This window comes from Pseudomonas syringae group sp. 26L6 (assembly GCF_032587815.1).
Taxonomy (GTDB): Bacteria; Pseudomonadota; Gammaproteobacteria; order Pseudomonadales; family Pseudomonadaceae; genus Aquipseudomonas; species Aquipseudomonas amygdali.
Genome location: NZ_JAWHPJ010000053.1, coordinates 84,760 through 104,300 on the forward strand (window position 1 = coordinate 84,760; position 19,541 = coordinate 104,300).

The following is a 19,541-nucleotide window of genomic DNA, read 5'->3' on the forward strand; positions in this document are numbered from 1 at the left end:
GGGGCTTTCGAGAAAAAAGCCCCGTGATTACGGGGCTTTTTTTGGGTGAAATGACGTCTTTGGAGGGTGATTGTTACGAATTGAGAGAATAACTGTTACAAAATTAGGCATAGTCATTAAAAATTTACGTATCTACAATCCCCACCACTTGTCGTCCAGCCTGGCTGAACGATCAGCATTTTGAGGCTTGGAGCGTCCCCTGTGCACTCTGAACAGGCAGCGCAACGCTTGCCTCTGAGGGCGTATGATGGCCGCGTCGAAAGCGTCTGCCCGATATTTTGGGCAGTTCCAGCAACTCAAAAAACAAGAATCCATAGCTAAACCCGGACTTGTCGATATGCCGCTGTGCGTACTGGCAGGCCCTTGTTCAATTCAAAAAAATTAGCCGGCACTGGCAGGGCGAAGTGTTGGCGGTCGAAACCCAACTGCACCGCGCAAGCTGCTTTTAGAGGTCGTGAAATGAGTAAAAAAAGGTACCCCAGGTTTTTTGGCTTCTTGGCCCTTTTCTGTATGCTTTTGCTCAGTGGATGCGATGGCGTACCTCTGCTCGATCCAAAAGGGCAGGTGGGTATCGAGCAGCGGAACCTGATCGTAATCGCTACGTTGCTGATGCTGATTGTCGTGATCCCGGTCATTCTGATGACCCTGATCTTCGCATGGAAGTATCGCGCTTCGAACAAGGCCGCCAAGTACACGCCGGACTGGTCCCACTCCACCAAGATCGAAATCGCAGTCTGGGGCGTACCCATGCTGCTGCTGGTCTTCCTGGGGTACATCACTTACGTCTCTACTCACTCGCTGGACCCTTACCGTCCGCTTGAGTCGGACGTGAAGCCGATCACCATTCAGGCGATCTCGGTCGACTGGAAGTGGGTATTCGTCTATCCGGACTACGGCATCGCCACGGTCAACAAGATCGTGTTCCCGGCCAAGACCCCGATCAATTTCCAGGTTACCTCGGACAGCGTGATGAACTCCTTCTTCATCCCTGGTCTGGGTGGTCAGATCTACGCAATGGCGGGCATGCACACCAAGCTGCACCTGATTGCCAACGAAAATCACGAATTCAACGGTATTTCGGCCAACTACAGTGGCGCGGGCTTTACCGGTATGAAGTTCAAGGCTATCGCCACCAGCCAGGCTGATTTCGACAGCTGGGTCAGCGAAGTCAAGAGCTCACCTAAAAAGCTTGGCACGGCCGAATACGCCGAGTTGATCAAGCCGAGCGAACGCAACCCTGTCGAACTCTTTTCCTCGGTCACCCCGAACCTGTTCCAGATCGTCATCGACAAGTATGAAGGTATGAATCCAGGCAAGAAGGTTGTTGCTGGTGAGAAGGAAGTGGCCGGTGACGCTGGTGCGGAAAAAGGCAAAAATTCAGCTGCTGGGGCAGAGGAGTAAACGATGTTTGGCAAATTAAGTCTGGAAGCGGTGCCGTTCCACGAGCCGATAGTCATGGTGACACTTGCCATGATTGCGCTCGGCGGCATTGCGGTTGTCGGGTTGATCACCTATTTCCGCAAGTGGACGTACTTGTGGTCTGAATGGCTGACCTCTGTCGACCACAAGAAAATCGGCGTGATGTACATCGTCGTTGCCATGGTCATGCTGCTGCGCGGTTTTGCCGACGCCATCATGATGCGTACCCAACTGGCGATGGCCCAGAACGGTTCCGAAGGGTTCCTTCCGCCTGAGCACTATGACCAGATCTTCACCGCTCACGGTGTGATCATGATCATCTTCATGGCGATGCCGTTCTTCACGGGTCTGATGAACATTGTTCTGCCTCTGCAGATCGGCGCTCGCGACGTGGCGTTCCCGTTCCTGAACTCCCTGAGCTTCTGGCTGCTGGTCGCAGGTATGCTGCTGATCAACATCTCCCTGGGTGTCGGTGAATTCGCCAAGACCGGCTGGGTAGCGTATCCACCTCTTTCCGGGTTGCAATACAGTCCTGGCGTAGGGGTTGACTACTACATCTGGGCGCTACAGTTATCCGGGTTAGGTACGACGCTGACGGGGGTCAACTTCCTCGTGACCGTTCTGAAGATGCGTACCCCTGGCATGAAACTGATGGACATGCCGATCTTCACCTGGACCTGCACCTGGGCAAACATCCTGATCGTGGCTTCGTTCCCGATCCTGACCGCTACCCTGGCGTTCCTGACCCTTGACCGCTACCTGGACTTCCACATTTTCACGAACGAAATGGGCGGCAACCCCATGATGTACGTGAACCTGTTCTGGGCGTGGGGTCACCCTGAGGTGTACATCCTGATCCTGCCGGCTTTCGGCGTTTTCTCGGAAGTCATCTCCACGTTCTCCGGCAAGCGTCTGTTCGGCCACAAGTCGATGATCTTCGCCTCCGGTGCGATCTGTATCCTGGGCTTCATGGTCTGGCTGCACCACTTCTTCACGATGGGTGCGGGTGCCAACGTCAACGCCTTCTTCGGCCTGGCGACGATGCTTATCGCGATCCCGACGGGTGTGAAGCTATTCAACTGGCTGTTCACCATGTATCAAGGGCGTCTGCGCTTTACCGCGCCAGTACTCTGGACCCTGGGCTTCATGGTCACCTTCTCGATCGGCGGTATGACCGGCGTTCTGTTGGCGATTCCAGGTGCTGACTTCGTACTGCACAACAGCCTGTTCGTAATCGCTCACTTCCACAACGTCATCATCGGCGGTGCGGTATTCGGTTACATCGCCGGCTTCGCGTTCTGGTTCCCTAAAGCGTTCGGCTTCACCCTGAACGAGAAGTGGGGCAAGGCAGCGTTCTGGTTCTGGATCGTCGGCTTCTTCGTCGCGTTCATGCCGCTTTACGCGCTGGGCTTCCTGGGCATGACCCGTCGTCTGAACGCTACCGACATGCCAGAGTGGAACATCTACCTGGACGTCGCGCTGTTCGGTGCCGTGCTGATCGCCATGGGTATCGCTTCGCAGCTGATCCAGCTGTTCGTGAGTATCCGTGACCGCGACAACAACCGCGATCTGACCGGTGACCCATGGAATGGCCATACCCTGGAATGGTCCACTTCTTCGCCACCGCCGTTCTACAACTTTGCCGAACTGCCAAAAGCTGACGACATCGACGCGTTCACCGATGCAAAACGTGCCGGCACCGCTTACAAGGTTCCTGCCCGCTACTCGGCGATCCACATGCCTAACAACACTGCAACAGGCCTGTACATGGGTATGTTGCTGACGGTCTTCGGCTTCGCATTCATCTGGCACATCTGGTGGCTGGTAGGCGCAAGCCTGGTGGCGACCATTGCAGTCTTCGTTGCTCACGCTGTCCGTGACGACCAGGGTTATATGGTGCCGGCTGAAGATGTAGCGCGTATTGAAGGTGAGCATCACAAGGTCCTGGCGGCCAACGGTGCATACACTCCTGTCAAGTCCTCGCTGGAACAGGTTTAAACAATGTCAAATATTGCAATCAACTCCGGAGCCCACGATCACGGTCACGACCATGATCATGGGCATGACGATCACCACGACAGCGGTGGCATGACGGTCTACGGCTTCTGGCTGTACCTGATGACTGACTGCGTGTTGTTCGCTTCGTTCTTCGCGGTGTACGCCGTGATGGTCAACAGTGTCGCGGGTGGCCCGTCGGGCCAGGACATCTTCCTGCTGCCATTCGTGGCTGTGGAAACCGCGTTCCTGCTGGTCAGTAGTATCACCTACGGCTTCGCCATGCTGGCGCTGTACAAGGGCAAGAAAAGCCAGGTTCTTGGCTGGCTGGCCCTGACCTTCCTGTGTGGTGCTGCGTTTATCGGTATGGAAATCTATGAATTCCATCACCTGATCCACGAAGGCTACGGTCCGAGCCGCAGCGGCTTCCTGTCAGCGTTCTTCGCGCTGGTAGGCCTGCACGGCGCACACGTGACCAGCGGTCTGATCTGGATGGCGATCATGATGTTCCAGGTCCAGAAAAAGGGCCTGACCAACACCAACAAGACTCGCCTGAGCTGCCTCAGCCTGTTCTGGCACTTCCTGGACGTTGTCTGGATCGGCGTGTTCACCGTTGTCTATCTGATGGGAGCTTTGTAATGTCAAATTCGCATCACTCCGCTGAAGACAATAGTCACGGCTCAGTGAAGTCGTACATCATCGGTTTCGTACTGTCGATCATCCTGACCGCCATTCCGTTTGCCCTGGTGATGTCGCCGTCGCTGCCGAAGGACATGACGATTGCAATCGTTCTGGTCTTCGCGATCATCCAGATCCTGGTGCACCTGCATTACTTCCTGCACCTGGATTTCACGAGCGTGCAGCGCAACAACGTGATGGCCTTCGCCTTTACCACGATGGTTATCGTCCTGCTGGTTGGCCTGTCGCTGTGGATCATTTTCAGCGTCCACCGCGAAATGATGGCGCATTGAGGAATACCAGATGTCACTGAAGCACTTTATCCAAATCACCAAGCCGGGGATCATTTTCGGTAACGTGCTTTCGGTGGCAGGTGGCTTTTTTCTGGCTTCCAAGGGAAATATCGACTTCGGCGTGTTCCTCGCTGCAGTAATCGGTACTTCCCTGGTCGTTGCGTCTGGTTGCGTGTTCAATAACTGCATCGATCGCGATATCGATCAGCGTATGGAAAGGACCCGTAACCGGGTCCTGGTGCAGGGCCTGGTTTCATTGAAACTGGCGCTGCTCTACGCAACCATACTCGGCGTTGCGGGCGTTGCCCTGCTGTACACCGAGGCCAACCCGTTGGCTGCCTTGTTTGCGGTCATCGGGTTTGTGATCTATGTCGGCCTTTACAGCCTGTACCTGAAACGCAGATCGGTTCACGGCACACTGGTGGGCAGTCTCTCGGGGGCCATGCCTCCAGTGATCGGCTACTGCGCAGTGACCAACAGCTTCGACTTCGCGGCCCTGACGCTACTGGTGATGTTCAGCCTGTGGCAGATGCCGCATTCGTATGCGATCGCCATCTTCCGTTTCAACGACTATCGTGCGGCGAAAATTCCGGTACTGCCGGTCAAGCGCGGCATTCTGGTCACCAAGCGCCACATCATGCTCTACATTCTGGCGTTCCTCGTGGCGACCCTGATGTTGACCGTAGGTGGTTATGCGGGCCTCAACTACCTGGCTGTTGCAGCAGGCATGGGGATGTACTGGTTGTACATGGCCTGGAAGGGTTACAAAGCCGTTGACGATACTGTCTGGGCTCGCAAGCTGTTCGTGTTTTCTATCTTCACCATCACTGCCTTGAGCGTGATGATGTCGGTGGACTTTCAGGTGACAAAAGAATTGTTGGTGACCTACGCCTTCTGATTTTCACCTGATGCACAAACCGAAACCCCGTTCTGCGAAGAACGGGGTTTTTTTTCGGATACAATCTACACTTGATGAATGTTCGGCGGTGGCAGCATTTTTTGCGGTCGGATATGCCTCGTTATAGGGCGTTTGTGACCTTCCATAGAAAAAACGGGCTGTTTACCGCATGATGTGCGGCTTTTCGAACGCCTGTTATGGATAACCCGTTCCCCGAGCCCGTCAGGGCCGATAATGATTATGGCTATTACCCCATGATGCCCTCAGAAAGTCAGAGACTCACGCCTCAACCCCTGGTCTCGATTGTCGCCCCTTGCTATAACGCCGAGCGCTTCCTTGAAGCTGCCCTTCAGAGCATCTTTGCTCAGGACTACGGTAATTTTGAAGTCATCATCGTTGACGATGGTTCGACCGACAACAGCATCACGATGCTTGAGTCATTGCAAGCGCGTTACCCGTTCCAGCTCTATCGCCAAGCCAACCAGGGGGTCAGTGCCGCTCTCAATCATGGCCTGCGACATGCGAAAGGCGTCTATCTGTCCACACCGGACCTCGATGACATCATGCTCCCGTTTTCGCTGCGTATCCGTGCGCAGTATCTCGACGAGCACCCCGAAGTCGGCTGCGTAGGCGCACTGATCAGCTACATGGACTGCGACGGCAACACGATCAAATGCCAATCGCGCGACTATATCGAACGGCTGACATTCGACGACGTGTTGCGCGGTGCGGTCGTTGTCGGGGCGCCGGTGGCCCTGTATCGGATGCAGGCCATGCGCGACGCGAACGGCTACGATCCGGAGATAAAGGTTCAGGATTTCCAGGCCACGCTGAGAATTGCCCGCCTGGGCTATGAAATGCATGTGATCCCCGAAGTCGTGACACGCTATCGACGTCACCCCAACAACCTTTCACGCAAGTACAAGGTGCTGCTTGAGGCTGATCTCAAAAGTATCGAGCCCTACCGTGAGCATCCCGAATATCAGAGTGGCCGCACTCAAGTCGTCAACAAGGCATTGAAATACGCTGCGGTCGCGGATAAGCGATACGCCTGGAAACTACTGCTCTCTATCCCGTTTAAATATGCCGATCGTACAACCTGGCGGCGTTGCAAGCGTTTAATTTTCAGCTACCGGTAGCGCGGTGAGGCTGTTTGAAATGGAATTTATTCAAGGTAACCATGAAAATCATCGAGCTTCTGAAGGCAAGGAAAGTGCGCAGGCAACTGCGCAAAATGGACAAGCTGGAACGGCATGCCGAAAAAATCAGGTTGAAGTATCCGCGTGCGGTGGTAGGGGTGGGTACTTACGGGGTGCCGGAGATTGTCGATTTTGGTGATGACGCAATACTGAGGGTAGGTGCTTACACCTCGATTGCCGAGGGGGTGAAGATCCTGCTGGGCGGCGAACACCGCACCGACTGGATCACGACTTATCCGTTTCCGGCGATGGCCGAGCAAGTGGCGGATATCAAGGATTACGCTCCCAGCAAAGGCGATGTCGTGATTGGCAGTGACTGCTGGATATGCGCCAACGCTGTCATTGTTTCGGGCGTTAACATCGGCCACGGTGCAATCGTTGCCGCTGGTGCGATGGTTGTCAGGGATGTGGCCCCCTATTCGGTTGTGGGGGGCAACCCCTGCAAGTTCATCCGCTGGCGTTTTGAAGAGGATGTTCGCGACCTGTTGTTACAAACTGCCTGGTGGGACTGGCCGATGGAGGAGGTCAAGGCCGTAGCGCGAACGTTGTGCAGTTCTGACATGGATGCCTTTCTCGGCTACGTTCGCCAGCGTCAGGCATCGGCAACGCAGTCGGCCATTGGTTAGGACTCAGTTGATGACTGGGTGTGGACGTGCGTCAGAAATGCCTTGTCGGTTTGCATTTATTTCGAGCCTCAGGGCCTGAATGATCTGGCAGAATAAGGCATTGGCCTGACTCGTCCAGGCAGTCGCTAAAATGATAGAGGGCGTTATGAGTCAAGAAAGCATCAACTGGGACACTCTGGGTTTCGATTACATCAAGACTGACAAGCGCTACCTTTCTCATTGGCGCGACGGCGCCTGGGATCAGGGGTCGCTGACCGAGGACAACACGCTGCATATCAGCGAGGGTTCGACCGCGCTGCATTATGGTCAGCAGTGCTTCGAAGGTCTCAAGGCCTATCGCTGCAAGGATGGCTCGATCAATCTTTTCCGTCCCGATCAGAACGCGCAGCGCATGCAGCGCAGTTGTTCTCGTCTGTTGATGCCTCATGTACCGACTGATGTGTTCATCGAGGCCTGCAAACAGGTCGTCAAGGCCAACGAACGTTTCATCCCGCCATACGGTTCAGGCGGCGCGTTGTATCTGCGCCCGTTCGTGATTGGTGTGGGTGACAACATCGGCGTGCGTACGGCCCCGGAGTTCATCTTTTCGATCTTCTGCATCCCGGTGGGCGCCTATTTCAAGGGCGGCCTGAAGCCAAACAATTTCGTGATTTCCGGGTATGACCGCGCTGCGCCCAATGGCACCGGGGCTGCCAAGGTTGGTGGCAACTATGCCGCCAGCCTGATGCCCGGCTCTGAAGCCAAGAAACACAGTTTCGCCGATTGCATCTATCTCGACCCGCAGACCCATTCCAAGATCGAGGAAGTGGGTTCGGCAAACTTCTTTGCCATCACCAATGATGATGTGTTCCTGACGCCGAAATCACCGTCGGTGCTGCCGGGCATCACCCGCCTGTCGTTGATCGAACTGGCAAAATCCCGTCTTGGCCTGACGGTCGAGGAGGGCGATGTATTCATCGACCAGCTCGACACCTTCAAGGAAGCGGGCGCTTGCGGTACGGCTGCGGTGATCACCCCGATTGGCGGGATTTCCTACAAGGACAAGCTGCATGTGTTCTACAGCCAGACCGAAGTCGGTCCGGTCACTCAGCGTCTGTACAAGGAATTGACCGGCGTGCAATCCGGTGACATCGAGGCGCCAGCCGGCTGGATCGTCAAAGCCTGATAGCTTGACCTGTATCGTTCCAGCGCCATGCGCTGGAACGGTCACTGGACGCATGCTCAAGGTGCAGCGGCTTTCCATTCCTGGATCAGGTCTTTCGCTGGGCCCAGCACAATCGCCAGATGCCGCAAGTCATCGACCTCCAGGCCATAGCTCTTGCCCGATGGGCTTGGCGTAACCGTTCCCAGTGCATATACCGTGAAGAACTTCACGTCATCCGCGTGGCTTAATAGCTCACTGATATAGCGGCTTGAACGGTAGGCCTGCATTTGCGCGGGCGATACGTAAAGCGTTACCAGTTTGCCGTCGATACGGTCAAAAAACCTGAACTTGAACCCCAGCCCGTAACGTTGCTCAATCAACCCTCCACCGAATAGCACACGGTCGTTGTCACCCGTTTGCGCGTACTTGATATGGCGGAAATACCCGCGTAGCGACACTTCGCCCTGACCGGGAATTCTCAGTTTCAACAGCTTGAAATCGTCCAGTGACAACTCGGCCTTGGCCTGTCGATAGCTGTCTACCAGGCGCTCCAGGTTGTTGGTGCGGGTTTCGCTGTAGCGGGCGGCCTTGGGTGACGCCGGTTCGGTCAAAGGCTGGCTGACGACGGGCTGCAGATTGCCTGCACCGGCTTTTTCTTCCCCGGACTTCTCTTTGGCGGGTGCTTTGAGCGTCGGGTCGAATATGTCGATGTAGTCATCCAGCTTGCGCTTGGCCTGGCGCAGACGCGTCTGAGCATCTGTTTCTTCGACATGAACATCCGGCTTTTCTTCGGCGCTCTCGTCCACCCATTCACACCCCGGATGGTGATCGTAGTGCGGGTTGGCACGGAAGTGCGCAGCAACGAAGGTCGGGTTGTCCTGTGGTTTCACGTCATAGCGAACCCCGGTCACCTTTGCCCCCATTGCCCTGCAAGCCTCATTTGAGCAGAGAAACTCGAAGCGTTTGCGTGGCGGCTCCTGAGAGAAGTATTCGCGTCGGGCAGCCGCGATTGACAGCTCTTGCTGCAACTCGACACAGAATGCGCGTGTGATAGGTTTGCCGGGCTTCATGCGTGTAGTCCTTGTTCGTCCAGAACACCACGCTATTTCAGGCGCAAAGGGCTTGCAACAGAATATGTACGAAGACGCGGATATAGGCCCGGCCAGGTCCGGAATTTGCGCACTCTGCGCGCTGTTGCAGCGCACAGAGTGTGTCTCGCATCAGGACAGACGGAAGCGCCCGACGATATTGTTCAGGTCCAGAGCCAGCGTCGACAATTCACGGCTCGCGCTGCTGGTCTGCTGTGCACCTGATGAAGATTGCGCAGACAGGTCACGAATGTTCACCAGATTGCGGTCCACTTCCCGCGCAACGTGTGCCTGTTGTTGTGCGGCGCTGGCGATAACCAGATTGAGGTCGTTGATTTCACTGACCGCTGTACTGATGACGCTCAGAGAATCATTGGCACCCTCGGCGATACTGAGCGTGTCGCTGGCCAGTTCAGTGTTGCCGCGCATGGAACTCACCGCCCGGTCAGTGCCGTTCTGAATATTGCTGACCAGGCGCTCGATTTCGCTGGTTGATTGCTGAGTGCGGTGCGCCAAGGCACGCACTTCATCCGCCACCACAGCAAATCCGCGCCCGGCTTCACCCGCCCGGGCTGCCTCAATAGCAGCGTTGAGGGCCAGCAGGTTGGTTTGCTCGGCGAGACCACGGATCACATCCAGAACCTTGCCGATGTCGCGCGACTGATCAGCCAGCTCGCCAATCAGCACGGCTGTTTTCTGTACGTCGGTGCTCATGGTATTGATTGCGCTGACGGTCTTCTTAACCAGGCCCAGACCTGCTTGTGCTGCGCTGGTCGCGTTGCTTGAAGAGCGTGCGGTGTGTTCGGCATTACGCGCCACTTCTTCTACCGCACTGGTCATTTCATTGACGGCAGTCGCGGCCTGGTCAATCTCGTTGTTCTGTCGCTGGATGCCCTGAACCCCGTCTTCAGTGATGGCGGTCATCTCTTCAGCAGCGGCAGCCAGCTGGGTCGCTGAGTTTGAAATCTGTTGCAGGGTGTCCCGCAGTTGAGTCTGCATGGCAACCACGGCAGCGGCGACGCTGGTGTTGTCATTGGTATTGACCTTGATAGTACTGCTCAGATCGCCTCTGGCGATGGTGCGGGTAATGGTGGCCACCGTATCCGGTTCGCCACCTATGGCTGCCAGAATGCTGCGTATGGTCAGTAGTGTCACCACGACACCCAGCACCGCAATCAAAAGTGTGGCGGTGATGGACAGGTTGTTGGTCCGGGTAGCACTTGCTTCCTGAGCCTCAAAGCGCTCGCCTGCCTTTTGTTTGCCTTGTTCGCGCAGGGTTTGCAGGGTTTTGAAGACCTGCTCGGCGAAGGGTTTGACCTCGGTGCGATTGATGTTGGTGGCGGCGGCGATATCACCCGTCTGGATAACGCTCGTCTGGTGCCGCATACCATCACGTAACTTAGTGTAGTCGCGCTGCAACTGCTGGGTCAGCGTGACATCCAGCGTTTCAGCGGTGTCCTTGCCGAGCAGAACGGTCAGCTCATCAAGCTTGGCAAAAGCGGCCTCGTTCTCGTTTTTCCAGCCCGCAGTCTGCTCCGGATTGCCGATGGCGATCATGCGCAGGATATTGATGTCCACACGGGTCAGTGCACCGTCGATATTGTTCACGGCCTCGGTGGCCAGAAAATCCCGGTTGTACAGAGCGTCGACATTCTCAGTGGATGTCTTGAGTGTATGGATCATGAAAAACGACAACGCGATAAACGCAACGATGATGGCGAAGGTAGAGGCCATCAATCGTTGTTTTATAGTGAAACCGCCATGAGGCGCTTGAGTTTGAGACATGGGAGTTCCCCTGTAGGGTTTGTTCGCCTGCTGAATCAGGACCTTGCGAATGCATCGCTGGCCATCAACTATCGGCGTCCCGAACTCAAGCTTTAGGGATGGTGGCTAAATGATACTTTTTACAGTTGCGTAGGCACTGCCAGCCATTCCCCGAGCGCCTGCTGATACTCGCCAGTGGCCTTGCTCAAGTGCAGCCATTGGTCAACGTAGCTTTTCCAGGTCACATCATCGCGGGGCAACAGGTAAGCCTTTTCGCCGTATTGCATGTACGCGGTCGGGTTGACCGCACACAAGCCAGGCATACGTTTCTGCTGATAAAGCGCTTCGGAGGCATCGGTGATCATCACGTCAGCCTTCTTGTCCAGCAGTTCCTGGAAGATGGTCTTGTTGTCGTGAAATGCCAGAGACGCCTTCGGCAGATGAGCGCGCGCGAAGGCTTCATTGGTGCCGCCAGCAGGTTCTATCAAGCGCACCGAGGGCTGATTGATCTGCTCGACCGTCTCGTACATGGCCTTGTCTTCACAGCGCACCAGGGGAATCTTGCCATCGACATCAAGCGTATTGCTGAAGAAGGCTTTCTTCTGGCGTTCCAGGCTGACCGAGATGCCGCCCATGCCTATGTCGCATTTGCCGGCAACCATGTCCGGCATCAGGTTTTTCCAGGTGGTAGGCACCCACCGCACGTTAACTCCCAGGCTCTTGGCCAGCGAGCGTGCCATGGTGATATCGATGCCTTCATATTCACCGTCTTCGCGCAGCAGGGTATAGGGCTTGTAATCGCCAGTCGTGCAGACTGCCAACTGGCCGGCTTGCAGAACCTTGTCCAGATGCGAGGTGGATTCCTGAGCCTGAGCCATGCCTGTCATGCCCAGCAGCAGGGCGGTGAATGCGCTGTATTTAAGGTTCATCATGAGTCTGAGTGCTCTCAGCCGTGCAGTCGGTTTTGTTGGAGTCGACAGATTGCTTCATTTGTCAGGCCGGTGTGAAGCTGTAATGAAAACATGCGTTCAGATGTACGGGCATAAATCAGGGGTTGAACATTTCGTAAAAAAGCGTAATGTTGTGCCCCATGATTCTTGAGCAAATCAAAGCGGTCGGCAATGACACTCGCATGTTGATCATGGAGTGGCTGAAAAACCCGCAAGCCCATTTCCCTCCACAGGACCACGGTGATCCGGCGATAGGCGTGTGCGTCTCGCACATTCAGGCCAAGGCCAGTCTGTCGGCTTCCACCGCGTCTGCGCACCTGGCGATTCTGCAACGCGCCGGGCTGGTTCAGGCGACAAGGATCGGCAAATGGACTTATTTTCGCCGCGACGAGCTAGCCATCGACCGGTTTGCCGATCGGCTCAAGAAAGAACTATGACCCTTTAGCGTTACTCACACATTTCGTCATTTTGCGTAATGTTGAATTGATAGGAGATTGACCATGAGCAATACAACCATCTACGTGCAGGCTGGCGGCGGCTACGATCAGGTCAGCGTTGGCGAAAGCGAAGTGCTGGCACCGAAAGCCGGTGAGATTACTGTGCGTCTGCACGCAAATTCGCTCAACTATCACGACTTCGCAGTCGTCACCGGCATGTGGGCACCGATTGAAAAACGCATTCCCATGGCCGATGGCGCAGGCGTGGTAACCGCAGTAGGCGAGGGCGTCAGCGAGTTCGCTGTCGGCGACTCTGTCGTCAGCACGTTCTTCCCTGAGTGGATCAGCGGCGAGCCGCTGGTTGAGGGTTTCGTCACTGTGCCGGGCGACGGCATCGACGGTTATGCCCGCGAGCAAGTGACTGCCCGTGCCACCTCATTCACCCACGCGCCACTGGGTTATACCCATGCCGAAGCGTCCACCCTGACCACCGCTGGCTTGACCGCGTGGCGCGCGCTGATGGTCGATGATGCGTTGAAAGCCGGTGATACCGTTCTGGTGCAGGGCACTGGCGGTGTATCGATTTTCGCGTTGCAGTTCGCCAAGATGGTGGGTGCGACCGTTATCGCGACGTCGTCGAGTGATGAAAAGCTGGAGCGTCTGAAAGCCATGGGCGCCGACCACCTGATCAACTACCGCAAGGACAGCAACTGGGGCGAGACGGCCCGCAAGCTGACTGGCGGCCGTGGTGTTGATCACATCATCGACGTGGGCGGCCCCTCGACATTGCAGCACTCCATGACAGCTGCTCGGGTCGCTGGACATATCTCGGTCATCGGCATTCTGAGCGGTGTCGCCGGTCAGCTGGAATTCGTCCCGGCACTGGTCAAGCAACTGCGCATGCAGGGTGTATTGGTGGGTAGCCGCACCCAGCAGCAGGACATGATCCGCGCCATTGATGCCAATGGCATGCGTCCGGTCATGGATCGCTCCTTCCCGATGACCGACATTGTCGAGGCGTTCCGTTACCAGGAAACCAATCAGCATTTCGGCAAGATCTGCCTGGATATCTGAGTGGCGCCCCTGCGCCCATAGCTGAGCGCAAGTCAATGTCGCTGGTCTGCCAACTTTCGTAATGGCAGGCCAGTCGAGACGTTTTGCATAACTTTCCTCGGTCATCTTTTTGCATCAAGTGCGTTGGTCTGTGGTCACACCCTCTGTGACATCAAGGACGTTGCGTGGCATGCCGCTTCACGCTGCCCGTCGCGACGTTCAATCCGATTACCAGATCAGGGACGCATTGAAATCATGAAACCTCATCTTTGGCTAGGCCTGCTTGGCGTTTTCTCCCTCAGTGTCCAGGCTGCATCGCTGGACGTTCCCATCAATCTGGTCAGCGCTGACGGCGCGCCCAAACCTATTGGCAACGTGACGGTGAGCGAAACACAGTACGGCTTGCTGTTTACCCCGAATCTGAAAGACTTGCCTGCGGGCATTCACGGTTTTCACGTACATGAAAACGGCAGCTGCGAAGCCGGTACGAAGGACGGCAAGAAGGTCGCTGCGCTGGCCGCAGGCGGCCACTTTGACCCGGCCAAGACCGGCAAGCATCTGGGGCCTTACGCCGATGGCCATCTAGGCGATCTGCCTGCGTTGTACGTTAACGCCGACGGCACTGCAAACTATCCGGTACTGGCACCACGGTTGAAGAAAATCTCCGAAATCAAAGGCCATGCGCTGATGGTTCATGCGGGCGGCGACAACCATTCCGACCACCCTGCACCCTTGGGCGGTGGCGGTGATCGTGCAGCCTGTGGCGTGATCTGATACGCCGTGCCTGTGTCCGGTTCGGGTGCAGGCACCCCTTGGATATTTTCGCGACCGATCAGCATCATCAGCGTTACAACTGGCCGTCAGTGCGTTCCTGAGAGTCAGGCGCGCCATAGGGGGCGCAAGTGGTTATCTATCATCCAGTGAGGTTGTCCGGGCTGAATACAGACGCCGCCAACCCAGCGCGCTTGATGGCAGTAGTTGGGCCAATAGGCTTTTGCGGCCAATACTTGCTGTCCCAGCGGGGTTAGCCTGAGCGAGCGGCGAGGCCATTCAAGTTGGGGGTCTGATTCGATCAGTAGCGCGGTCGGAGAATCAATCAAGGGGCGCATCATCGCGTGAAACATCATGTCGCCTAGAAACGGTAAAGGCTCGCGCTTGTCCGTCAGCTCAGCAAACACTTGGCCGAAGGTCATTGACCCGGCTTCGCTGATGCACTGCAACGACAGGCGCTCGGTGAGTGACAGGCCGTCTTCGACGCCTGGTAATTCCTGTAGCTGACGTAACAGGGCCGGGGCAAGGCAGGGCAATGATGGTTGCGCGGTGTGGGCCAGTTCGGCGAGGGCAACCGGCGAGGCGTTGCAGTAAGCCGCCCATGTCTGGCGGGCCAGATGCAGCATTTCTTTGGTCACCGCCTTGCGCTGCGGCCACAGCCAGGCAAGCAGGTCGGGCGCCAGTTGGCCAATGCCGATGAAGCGCTGGACGCCGGGAATCTGGCTCACCTGAATAATTTCAAGCCTGGCAGGCAGTTGCTCAAGGGTTGACAGCGTCCTGATCAGGAAAAGCTGATCGTAGGCATCTGCCTCGCACCACAGCACGCTGTGATCGGCACTGCTCATCTGCTGCAGGTCGGTGTATTCATCATCAAACCGGCGTGTGACATCCGTAAGGCTCAGCCCGAATGCTTGGCTGATGTAGTGGCTGCGCGCTGCCTGATATGCCTTTTCAGGCACAGCCTGAACCGGACCCATGCACAAAGGGTCTGTCAGCATCTTGAACGAGCCTTTGAAGCCCGCGAGCTTGAGCGTATGGGCAATGTCGCTGCCGCATCGCCAATGCACGGTTTGCGCTTCGTCGCTTGCTTCGAAATCCGGATTCCGGGCTGCGAAGTCGACTGCATCGACATGGGCCTTTAGCCTGGGCCAGCTGCTGAAGCCCAATTGCCTCGCGATCAGCCATTGGGCATCCGATAAGGTCGGCGCCGTCTTGTCGAGCAGGATGAGCTGATCAGGTGCAGTGCCGTCTTTCATCCGCAGCAGAAGCTCTTTGGCACGCTTGCGCTGCTGTTCGAGGTTGATACGGCCGTGATGGGACGAGGACGTTTTATTGCTGGGCATACGATCTCCTTGCAAAAACCTTGTCCGCTTGAAGGTCGGGAGTCGTAGTGACGGAATATCGAATCAGAATCCTGGGCGCAGCCCTTTCCGCGGTAGGTGGCGTAGATGGCGCCACGCCGGAATATAGGTAATCGGATGGGTGATTGCAACTCGGTCAGGTCGTACTGATCACGTGTGTTTCAGGGCACATTGATCATTCGAGCCCTTTAAGGCATTGCCTCATTTCAAAGCGGGGATTCTCGCATCATTGCTCATGGTGTAAGTTTGAAATCTTACTGATCAAGTGGTCAGAATTTTTGCGTGCTTTACCTGCCAAGGAATGCCCTGAACAATGAACCTGTCACTCAAGCAACTGGCCGCAACCGCGTTGATAATGGCCAGCCTTTCGTCCTTCACCAGCGTGGCGAATGCCAACGTCACTGCACAACAGAGCACGATCATTCTCAAGACTTTCGATGAGAAATCGGTCACGGATTTCAGGCAGTTTCTGAAAAGTCTGTCCAGCACTGATGGTGTAAAAGCTGCTGATTTTGGCCCGGCCATCAACGCCTTTCTCGACAACAAAACACTTTCCGACGCACAACGGAACGACATTAATCGCCTGCTCGGTCTGTATACCCGGTTGAAGTATGGCAATGCGGCAACCGACACATTGCGTGAGCTGGTCGCCATTCCAACCGCCCGTGTTGACGGCGTTGCCCAGCATGAAAACCCGGAGTTCATCAAGATCGCCAACGCGATCAAAGGCCTTGCCGAACGCTTCGATCTGAAGTTTCGCAACGTCGATAACCGTGTTTATGAAGTCTCGCTCGACGGGGTGGGCGATGAAGTCGTGGGCATTCACGTCCATGCCGATGTTGTACCGGTCACGCCGGAAAACTGGGTGTTGCCGGACGGCACGCGGCTCGATCCGTTCAAGGTTACATTGATTGGTGATCGCCTGTATGGGCGTGGCACCGAAGACGATAAGAATGGCATTGTCGTGGCGCTCTATGCCATGAAGGTCATCAAGGAAGAAAAGCTGCCGCTGGCCAGAAACTTCAAGTTGCTGATCGATACAACTGAAGAGACCACGGGTGACGCAATCCCCTACTATTTTGAACGCAACCCAACGCCTGGTTACAACCTGGCGCTGGATGGCAGCTACCCGGTTGTCATCGCGGAAAAAGGTTATGGGACGGTCATGGCCAGTTTCGCGCGACGCAACGCTGACGGCGAGGGTGCTGAAATCGTTTCGATGACCGGAGGTGCGGCCACCAACCAGATTCCATCGAAATCGGTCGCTACTCTGTTAACCGACAAGCCTGCGCAACTGGCTGCCAGCCTGCAACAGGCCGGTGCGGATTACGTGAAAAACAATGGCGGCAATTTCGCGGTCGATGCCAGCGTCGACGGCAATGACGTCAAGCTGACAGTGACGGGTGTTTCCGCGCACTCATCGGCGCCCCAGTCTGGAGTCAACCCGGTTGCGAGGATGCTTGACTTCATCAACAGCCTTCAAGGCAAGGTCGCGCTCAAACATAACCAGATTACTGACGCTGCTCGCTATGCAGCCGACAACTGGGGCCTTGATTATCTGGGCAACAAGTTGGGCGTTGGTTTCTCCGACGAGTTCATGGGGCCGCTGACCGCTTCTCTTACCTATGTCGCGATGGATGAAACAGCGTTCAAACTTGCGGTCAACTTGCGCGTGCCCAAGGGCAGGTCTCCGGAAGAGCTCAAATCCGAAATCTCCGAAAAACTTGCAGCGTGGAGCGTGAAAACCGGCATCAAGCCTGCGTTCGACTATTCCATTGCCAAGCCGATGTACCGCAATCCAGAGGGCGAATGGGTCAGGGCGCTGCTTGCGGTTGCCAGCGAAAATCTGGGTATGGAACACGCGTTCGGCACCTCGGCTGGCGCGACGTCGGTACATGAACTGCCCAATGGCGTGCAGTTCGGTCTGGCGAGGCCCGAAGTTAAATATACCGGCCACACGGACAACGAGTTCAAGACGACCGGACAGTTTCTGCTGGACCTGCAGATCGTTACCGAAATGATGGCGCGCATCGGTCAGTTACCGAAACTCTGATTTAACGTCCGGGCCTGTCAGGGCAGGTCCGGTTTCGATGAGTGATTGTTTGATCGCGCGTTATTACGCGACTGGCCTAGTGATTGGTAGTGGCACAGCGACGTTGTCTTCCCACCCAGTGTTCTCGCGAACAAGGATTTACCCATGAAAACGCTCTTTGCATTTGCACTGACCTTTGCTGCCGTTTGTGCGGCAAGCAGTAGCGTCAATGCGGCGGTACTGTCTGTACCCGCAAACTCTCAAGAAAGTACCACCAGCAACGGCAAGCTTCAGCCCCCCGTCAAGTACGCCACTGTCTGGGCTGACGAGACAGGGGCCACCCATGTCGAGCATTGCCGTATCGAGGGGCTGGAATTCAAAAGTTACGCGCCACCTGCCGAGCCTCAGTGGATCGGAGTATCGCCCGACGAAGTAGAAAGTATTGCCTACGCGGTACTGCCGCCGGGTTACGTCGGCAGTTGGCACCATGCGCCGGGCCCTCAGTGGGTGATCACCTTACAGGGTCAGTGGTCGGTGGAAACCACCGATGGCACGGTATTGGTTCAGGGCCCCGGGGAAATGCAGTTCAATGCCGACAGCAGCTCCAAAGCAAGGCCTGGCGACAACAGGGTCGGGCATCTGACTCGTACCGTGGGTGATCAGCCCAACGTTCAGCTCATCGTGAAACTCAAGCCGGATGCTGCTGCCAAACGTTCTTCTGGCCGATGTGCCTACTGATCAATTGGGGCGAAATGCATGAATCGAGTCTTCCGTCATCCAGGCAGGAAAACCACTTCGCTCGTGTTGGCGGGCGCGCTTCTCGCTTCAGGCGCAGTGATGGCTTCAGACGCGTCGCCAGTCACGGTGGTTGCCAGTAATCCGCGGTTTGCTGCACTCATCCAGCCCGGCGCGCAGGCACAAGTGCTTACCGCCGATGCGCAGTGGGCGGAAGGCCCTTTGTGTTTGACCGACGGTCGGTTGATCTGGAGTGATGTGAAGGCGAACAAGGTCATGAGCTGGAAAGAGCATGACGGCGTCACTGTATGGCTCGACCCCGCCCATTATCAGAACGGGCATGCTCTGGATGCCGAAGGCCGAGTCATCGCCGCATCCCATGGCGAACGCGCAATAGTGCGACAGGAGGCGGATGGTCAATGGCGCACAGTGGTCGACAGGTACGAGGGCAAGCGTTTGAACAGCCCGAATGACGTCGTGGTCGATAAGCGCGGTGGTATCTGGTTCAGTGATCCAACCTTCGGCGTGTTGAACAAAGCTGAAAGTTATGGCGGCAAACCGGAGCAGGGCGGCGAGTATGTATACCGCTACGATCCGGAACAAAACCAACTGGTAAGGTTGAATACCCCGGGACTTCATTCGCCGAACGGTCTTGCGTTTTCACCCGATCAAAGCTTGCTGTATGTCGCCGACTCGCAACTGGCGCATGATTTCAAGAATCCGAAACTGGCACACAGCATCCGGGTGTATCAGGTGCGCGACGGGGCGCTGAGTAACGGCAAGGTGTTTGCCGAGATTGCCCCCGGCATCCCTGACGGACTCAAGGTCGACGCGCAGGGCAACGTCTGGAGCAGCAGCAAAGAGGGTATTCAGGTGTTCTCTGCCAGCGGCGAGTTGCTGGGGAAAATAAAGGTCGCGGCGAAAGACACCGGCAATCTTGCATTCTGTTCTACCGGTTCACAGCACTGGATTTACATCACCGCTGCCAACAAGGTGCTGAGAATACCCGCTCTTGTTGGTGGTAGTCGGCCGTAAAGCCTCCGTCACGGTGAGATACCAATAGCGCCGTACGGTATTCCTGAAGACTCCGCTCGTAGC

18 protein-coding genes are annotated in these 19,541 nt (G+C 56.2%); 14 read left to right on the top strand and 4 right to left on the bottom strand.

Annotated features, from left to right (window positions below):
* Positions 1 to 459 precede the first annotated feature (459 nt).
* From cyoA to RYA97_RS20655, 8 genes are all read left to right on the top strand, one after another.
* Positions 460 to 1,401, top strand: coding sequence for a ubiquinol oxidase subunit II (gene cyoA / locus RYA97_RS20620; RefSeq protein WP_004656081.1), 942 nt, complete (start codon positions 460 to 462; stop codon positions 1,399 to 1,401).
* A 3-nt stretch (positions 1,402 to 1,404) separates the two neighbouring features.
* Positions 1,405 to 3,417, top strand: coding sequence for a cytochrome o ubiquinol oxidase subunit I (cyoB, locus tag RYA97_RS20625; protein ID WP_004656083.1), 2,013 nt, complete (start codon positions 1,405 to 1,407; stop codon positions 3,415 to 3,417).
* Between the two features lie 3 nt (positions 3,418 to 3,420).
* A complete protein-coding gene (locus tag RYA97_RS20630) occupies positions 3,421 to 4,053 on the top strand; it encodes a cytochrome o ubiquinol oxidase subunit III (protein ID WP_002552344.1) in 633 nt (210 codons plus the stop codon).
* Positions 4,053 to 4,385, top strand: coding sequence for a cytochrome o ubiquinol oxidase subunit IV (gene cyoD, locus RYA97_RS20635; protein ID WP_002552345.1), 333 nt, complete (start codon positions 4,053 to 4,055; stop codon positions 4,383 to 4,385). The genes RYA97_RS20630 and cyoD overlap by 1 nt, the downstream gene beginning before the upstream one ends.
* 10 nt (positions 4,386 to 4,395) lie before the next feature.
* Complete coding sequence (cyoE, locus tag RYA97_RS20640) at positions 4,396 to 5,283, top strand: heme o synthase (RefSeq protein ID WP_002552346.1); 888 nt, start codon at positions 4,396 to 4,398, stop codon at positions 5,281 to 5,283.
* Positions 5,284 to 5,537: 254 nt separating this feature from the next.
* The gene (locus RYA97_RS20645; RefSeq protein WP_005745849.1) at positions 5,538 to 6,422 is read left to right on the top strand and encodes a glycosyltransferase family 2 protein; all 885 of its coding nucleotides are present in this window, start codon (positions 5,538 to 5,540) and stop codon (positions 6,420 to 6,422) included.
* 41 nt (positions 6,423 to 6,463) lie between these two features.
* Entirely contained in the window at positions 6,464 to 7,108 is a 645-nt protein-coding gene (locus tag RYA97_RS20650) for a CatB-related O-acetyltransferase (protein WP_005745850.1), read from the top strand.
* Positions 7,109 to 7,253: 145 nt separating this feature from the next.
* The gene (locus tag RYA97_RS20655; RefSeq protein WP_002552349.1) at positions 7,254 to 8,273 is read left to right on the top strand and encodes a branched-chain amino acid aminotransferase; all 1,020 of its coding nucleotides are present in this window, start codon (positions 7,254 to 7,256) and stop codon (positions 8,271 to 8,273) included.
* 56 nt (positions 8,274 to 8,329) lie between these two features.
* On the opposite strand, the gene RYA97_RS20660 is transcribed toward RYA97_RS20655, so the two are convergent.
* From RYA97_RS20660 to RYA97_RS20670, 3 genes are all read right to left on the bottom strand, one after another.
* The gene (locus tag RYA97_RS20660; protein WP_005745851.1) at positions 8,330 to 9,322 is read right to left on the bottom strand and encodes a hypothetical protein; all 993 of its coding nucleotides are present in this window, start codon (positions 9,320 to 9,322) and stop codon (positions 8,330 to 8,332) included.
* A gap of 150 nt (positions 9,323 to 9,472) precedes the next feature.
* Positions 9,473 to 11,125, bottom strand: coding sequence for a methyl-accepting chemotaxis protein (locus tag RYA97_RS20665; protein ID WP_080164742.1), 1,653 nt, complete (start codon positions 11,123 to 11,125; stop codon positions 9,473 to 9,475).
* A gap of 119 nt (positions 11,126 to 11,244) precedes the next feature.
* Positions 11,245 to 12,036, bottom strand: a complete 792-nt coding sequence (locus tag RYA97_RS20670) for a transporter substrate-binding domain-containing protein (RefSeq protein WP_002552352.1) — start codon at positions 12,034 to 12,036, stop codon at positions 11,245 to 11,247.
* A 146-nt stretch (positions 12,037 to 12,182) separates the two neighbouring features.
* On the opposite strand from RYA97_RS20670, the gene RYA97_RS20675 reads away from it, so the two are divergent.
* From RYA97_RS20675 to sodC, 3 genes are all read left to right on the top strand, one after another.
* Positions 12,183 to 12,491 carry an ArsR/SmtB family transcription factor gene (locus RYA97_RS20675; protein WP_016980457.1) on the top strand — a complete coding sequence of 103 codons (309 nt, stop codon included), beginning with the start codon at positions 12,183 to 12,185 and terminating at the stop codon, positions 12,489 to 12,491.
* 63 nt (positions 12,492 to 12,554) lie between these two features.
* Complete coding sequence (locus RYA97_RS20680) at positions 12,555 to 13,565, top strand: zinc-dependent alcohol dehydrogenase family protein (RefSeq protein WP_005745854.1); 1,011 nt, start codon at positions 12,555 to 12,557, stop codon at positions 13,563 to 13,565.
* A gap of 234 nt (positions 13,566 to 13,799) precedes the next feature.
* Positions 13,800 to 14,318, top strand: coding sequence for a superoxide dismutase family protein (sodC, locus tag RYA97_RS20685; protein ID WP_005745855.1), 519 nt, complete (start codon positions 13,800 to 13,802; stop codon positions 14,316 to 14,318).
* A 104-nt stretch (positions 14,319 to 14,422) separates the two neighbouring features.
* On the opposite strand, the gene RYA97_RS20690 is transcribed toward sodC, so the two are convergent.
* A complete protein-coding gene (locus RYA97_RS20690; RefSeq protein ID WP_316893022.1) occupies positions 14,423 to 15,658 on the bottom strand; it encodes a DUF1835 domain-containing protein in 1,236 nt (411 codons plus the stop codon).
* A gap of 331 nt (positions 15,659 to 15,989) precedes the next feature.
* Between RYA97_RS20690 and RYA97_RS20695 the strand changes: the two genes are divergently transcribed.
* The 3 genes from RYA97_RS20695 (at position 15,990) to RYA97_RS20705 (ending at position 19,478) form a co-directional block, all read left to right on the top strand.
* On the top strand, positions 15,990 to 17,729 hold the full coding sequence (locus RYA97_RS20695; RefSeq protein ID WP_316893024.1) for a dipeptidase: 1,740 nt from the start codon (positions 15,990 to 15,992) through the stop codon (positions 17,727 to 17,729).
* Between the two features lie 144 nt (positions 17,730 to 17,873).
* On the top strand, positions 17,874 to 18,446 hold the full coding sequence (locus RYA97_RS20700) for a hypothetical protein (protein ID WP_002552358.1): 573 nt from the start codon (positions 17,874 to 17,876) through the stop codon (positions 18,444 to 18,446).
* Positions 18,447 to 18,464: 18 nt separating this feature from the next.
* On the top strand, positions 18,465 to 19,478 hold the full coding sequence (locus RYA97_RS20705) for an SMP-30/gluconolactonase/LRE family protein (protein ID WP_316893026.1): 1,014 nt from the start codon (positions 18,465 to 18,467) through the stop codon (positions 19,476 to 19,478).
* Positions 19,479 to 19,541 lie beyond the last annotated feature (63 nt).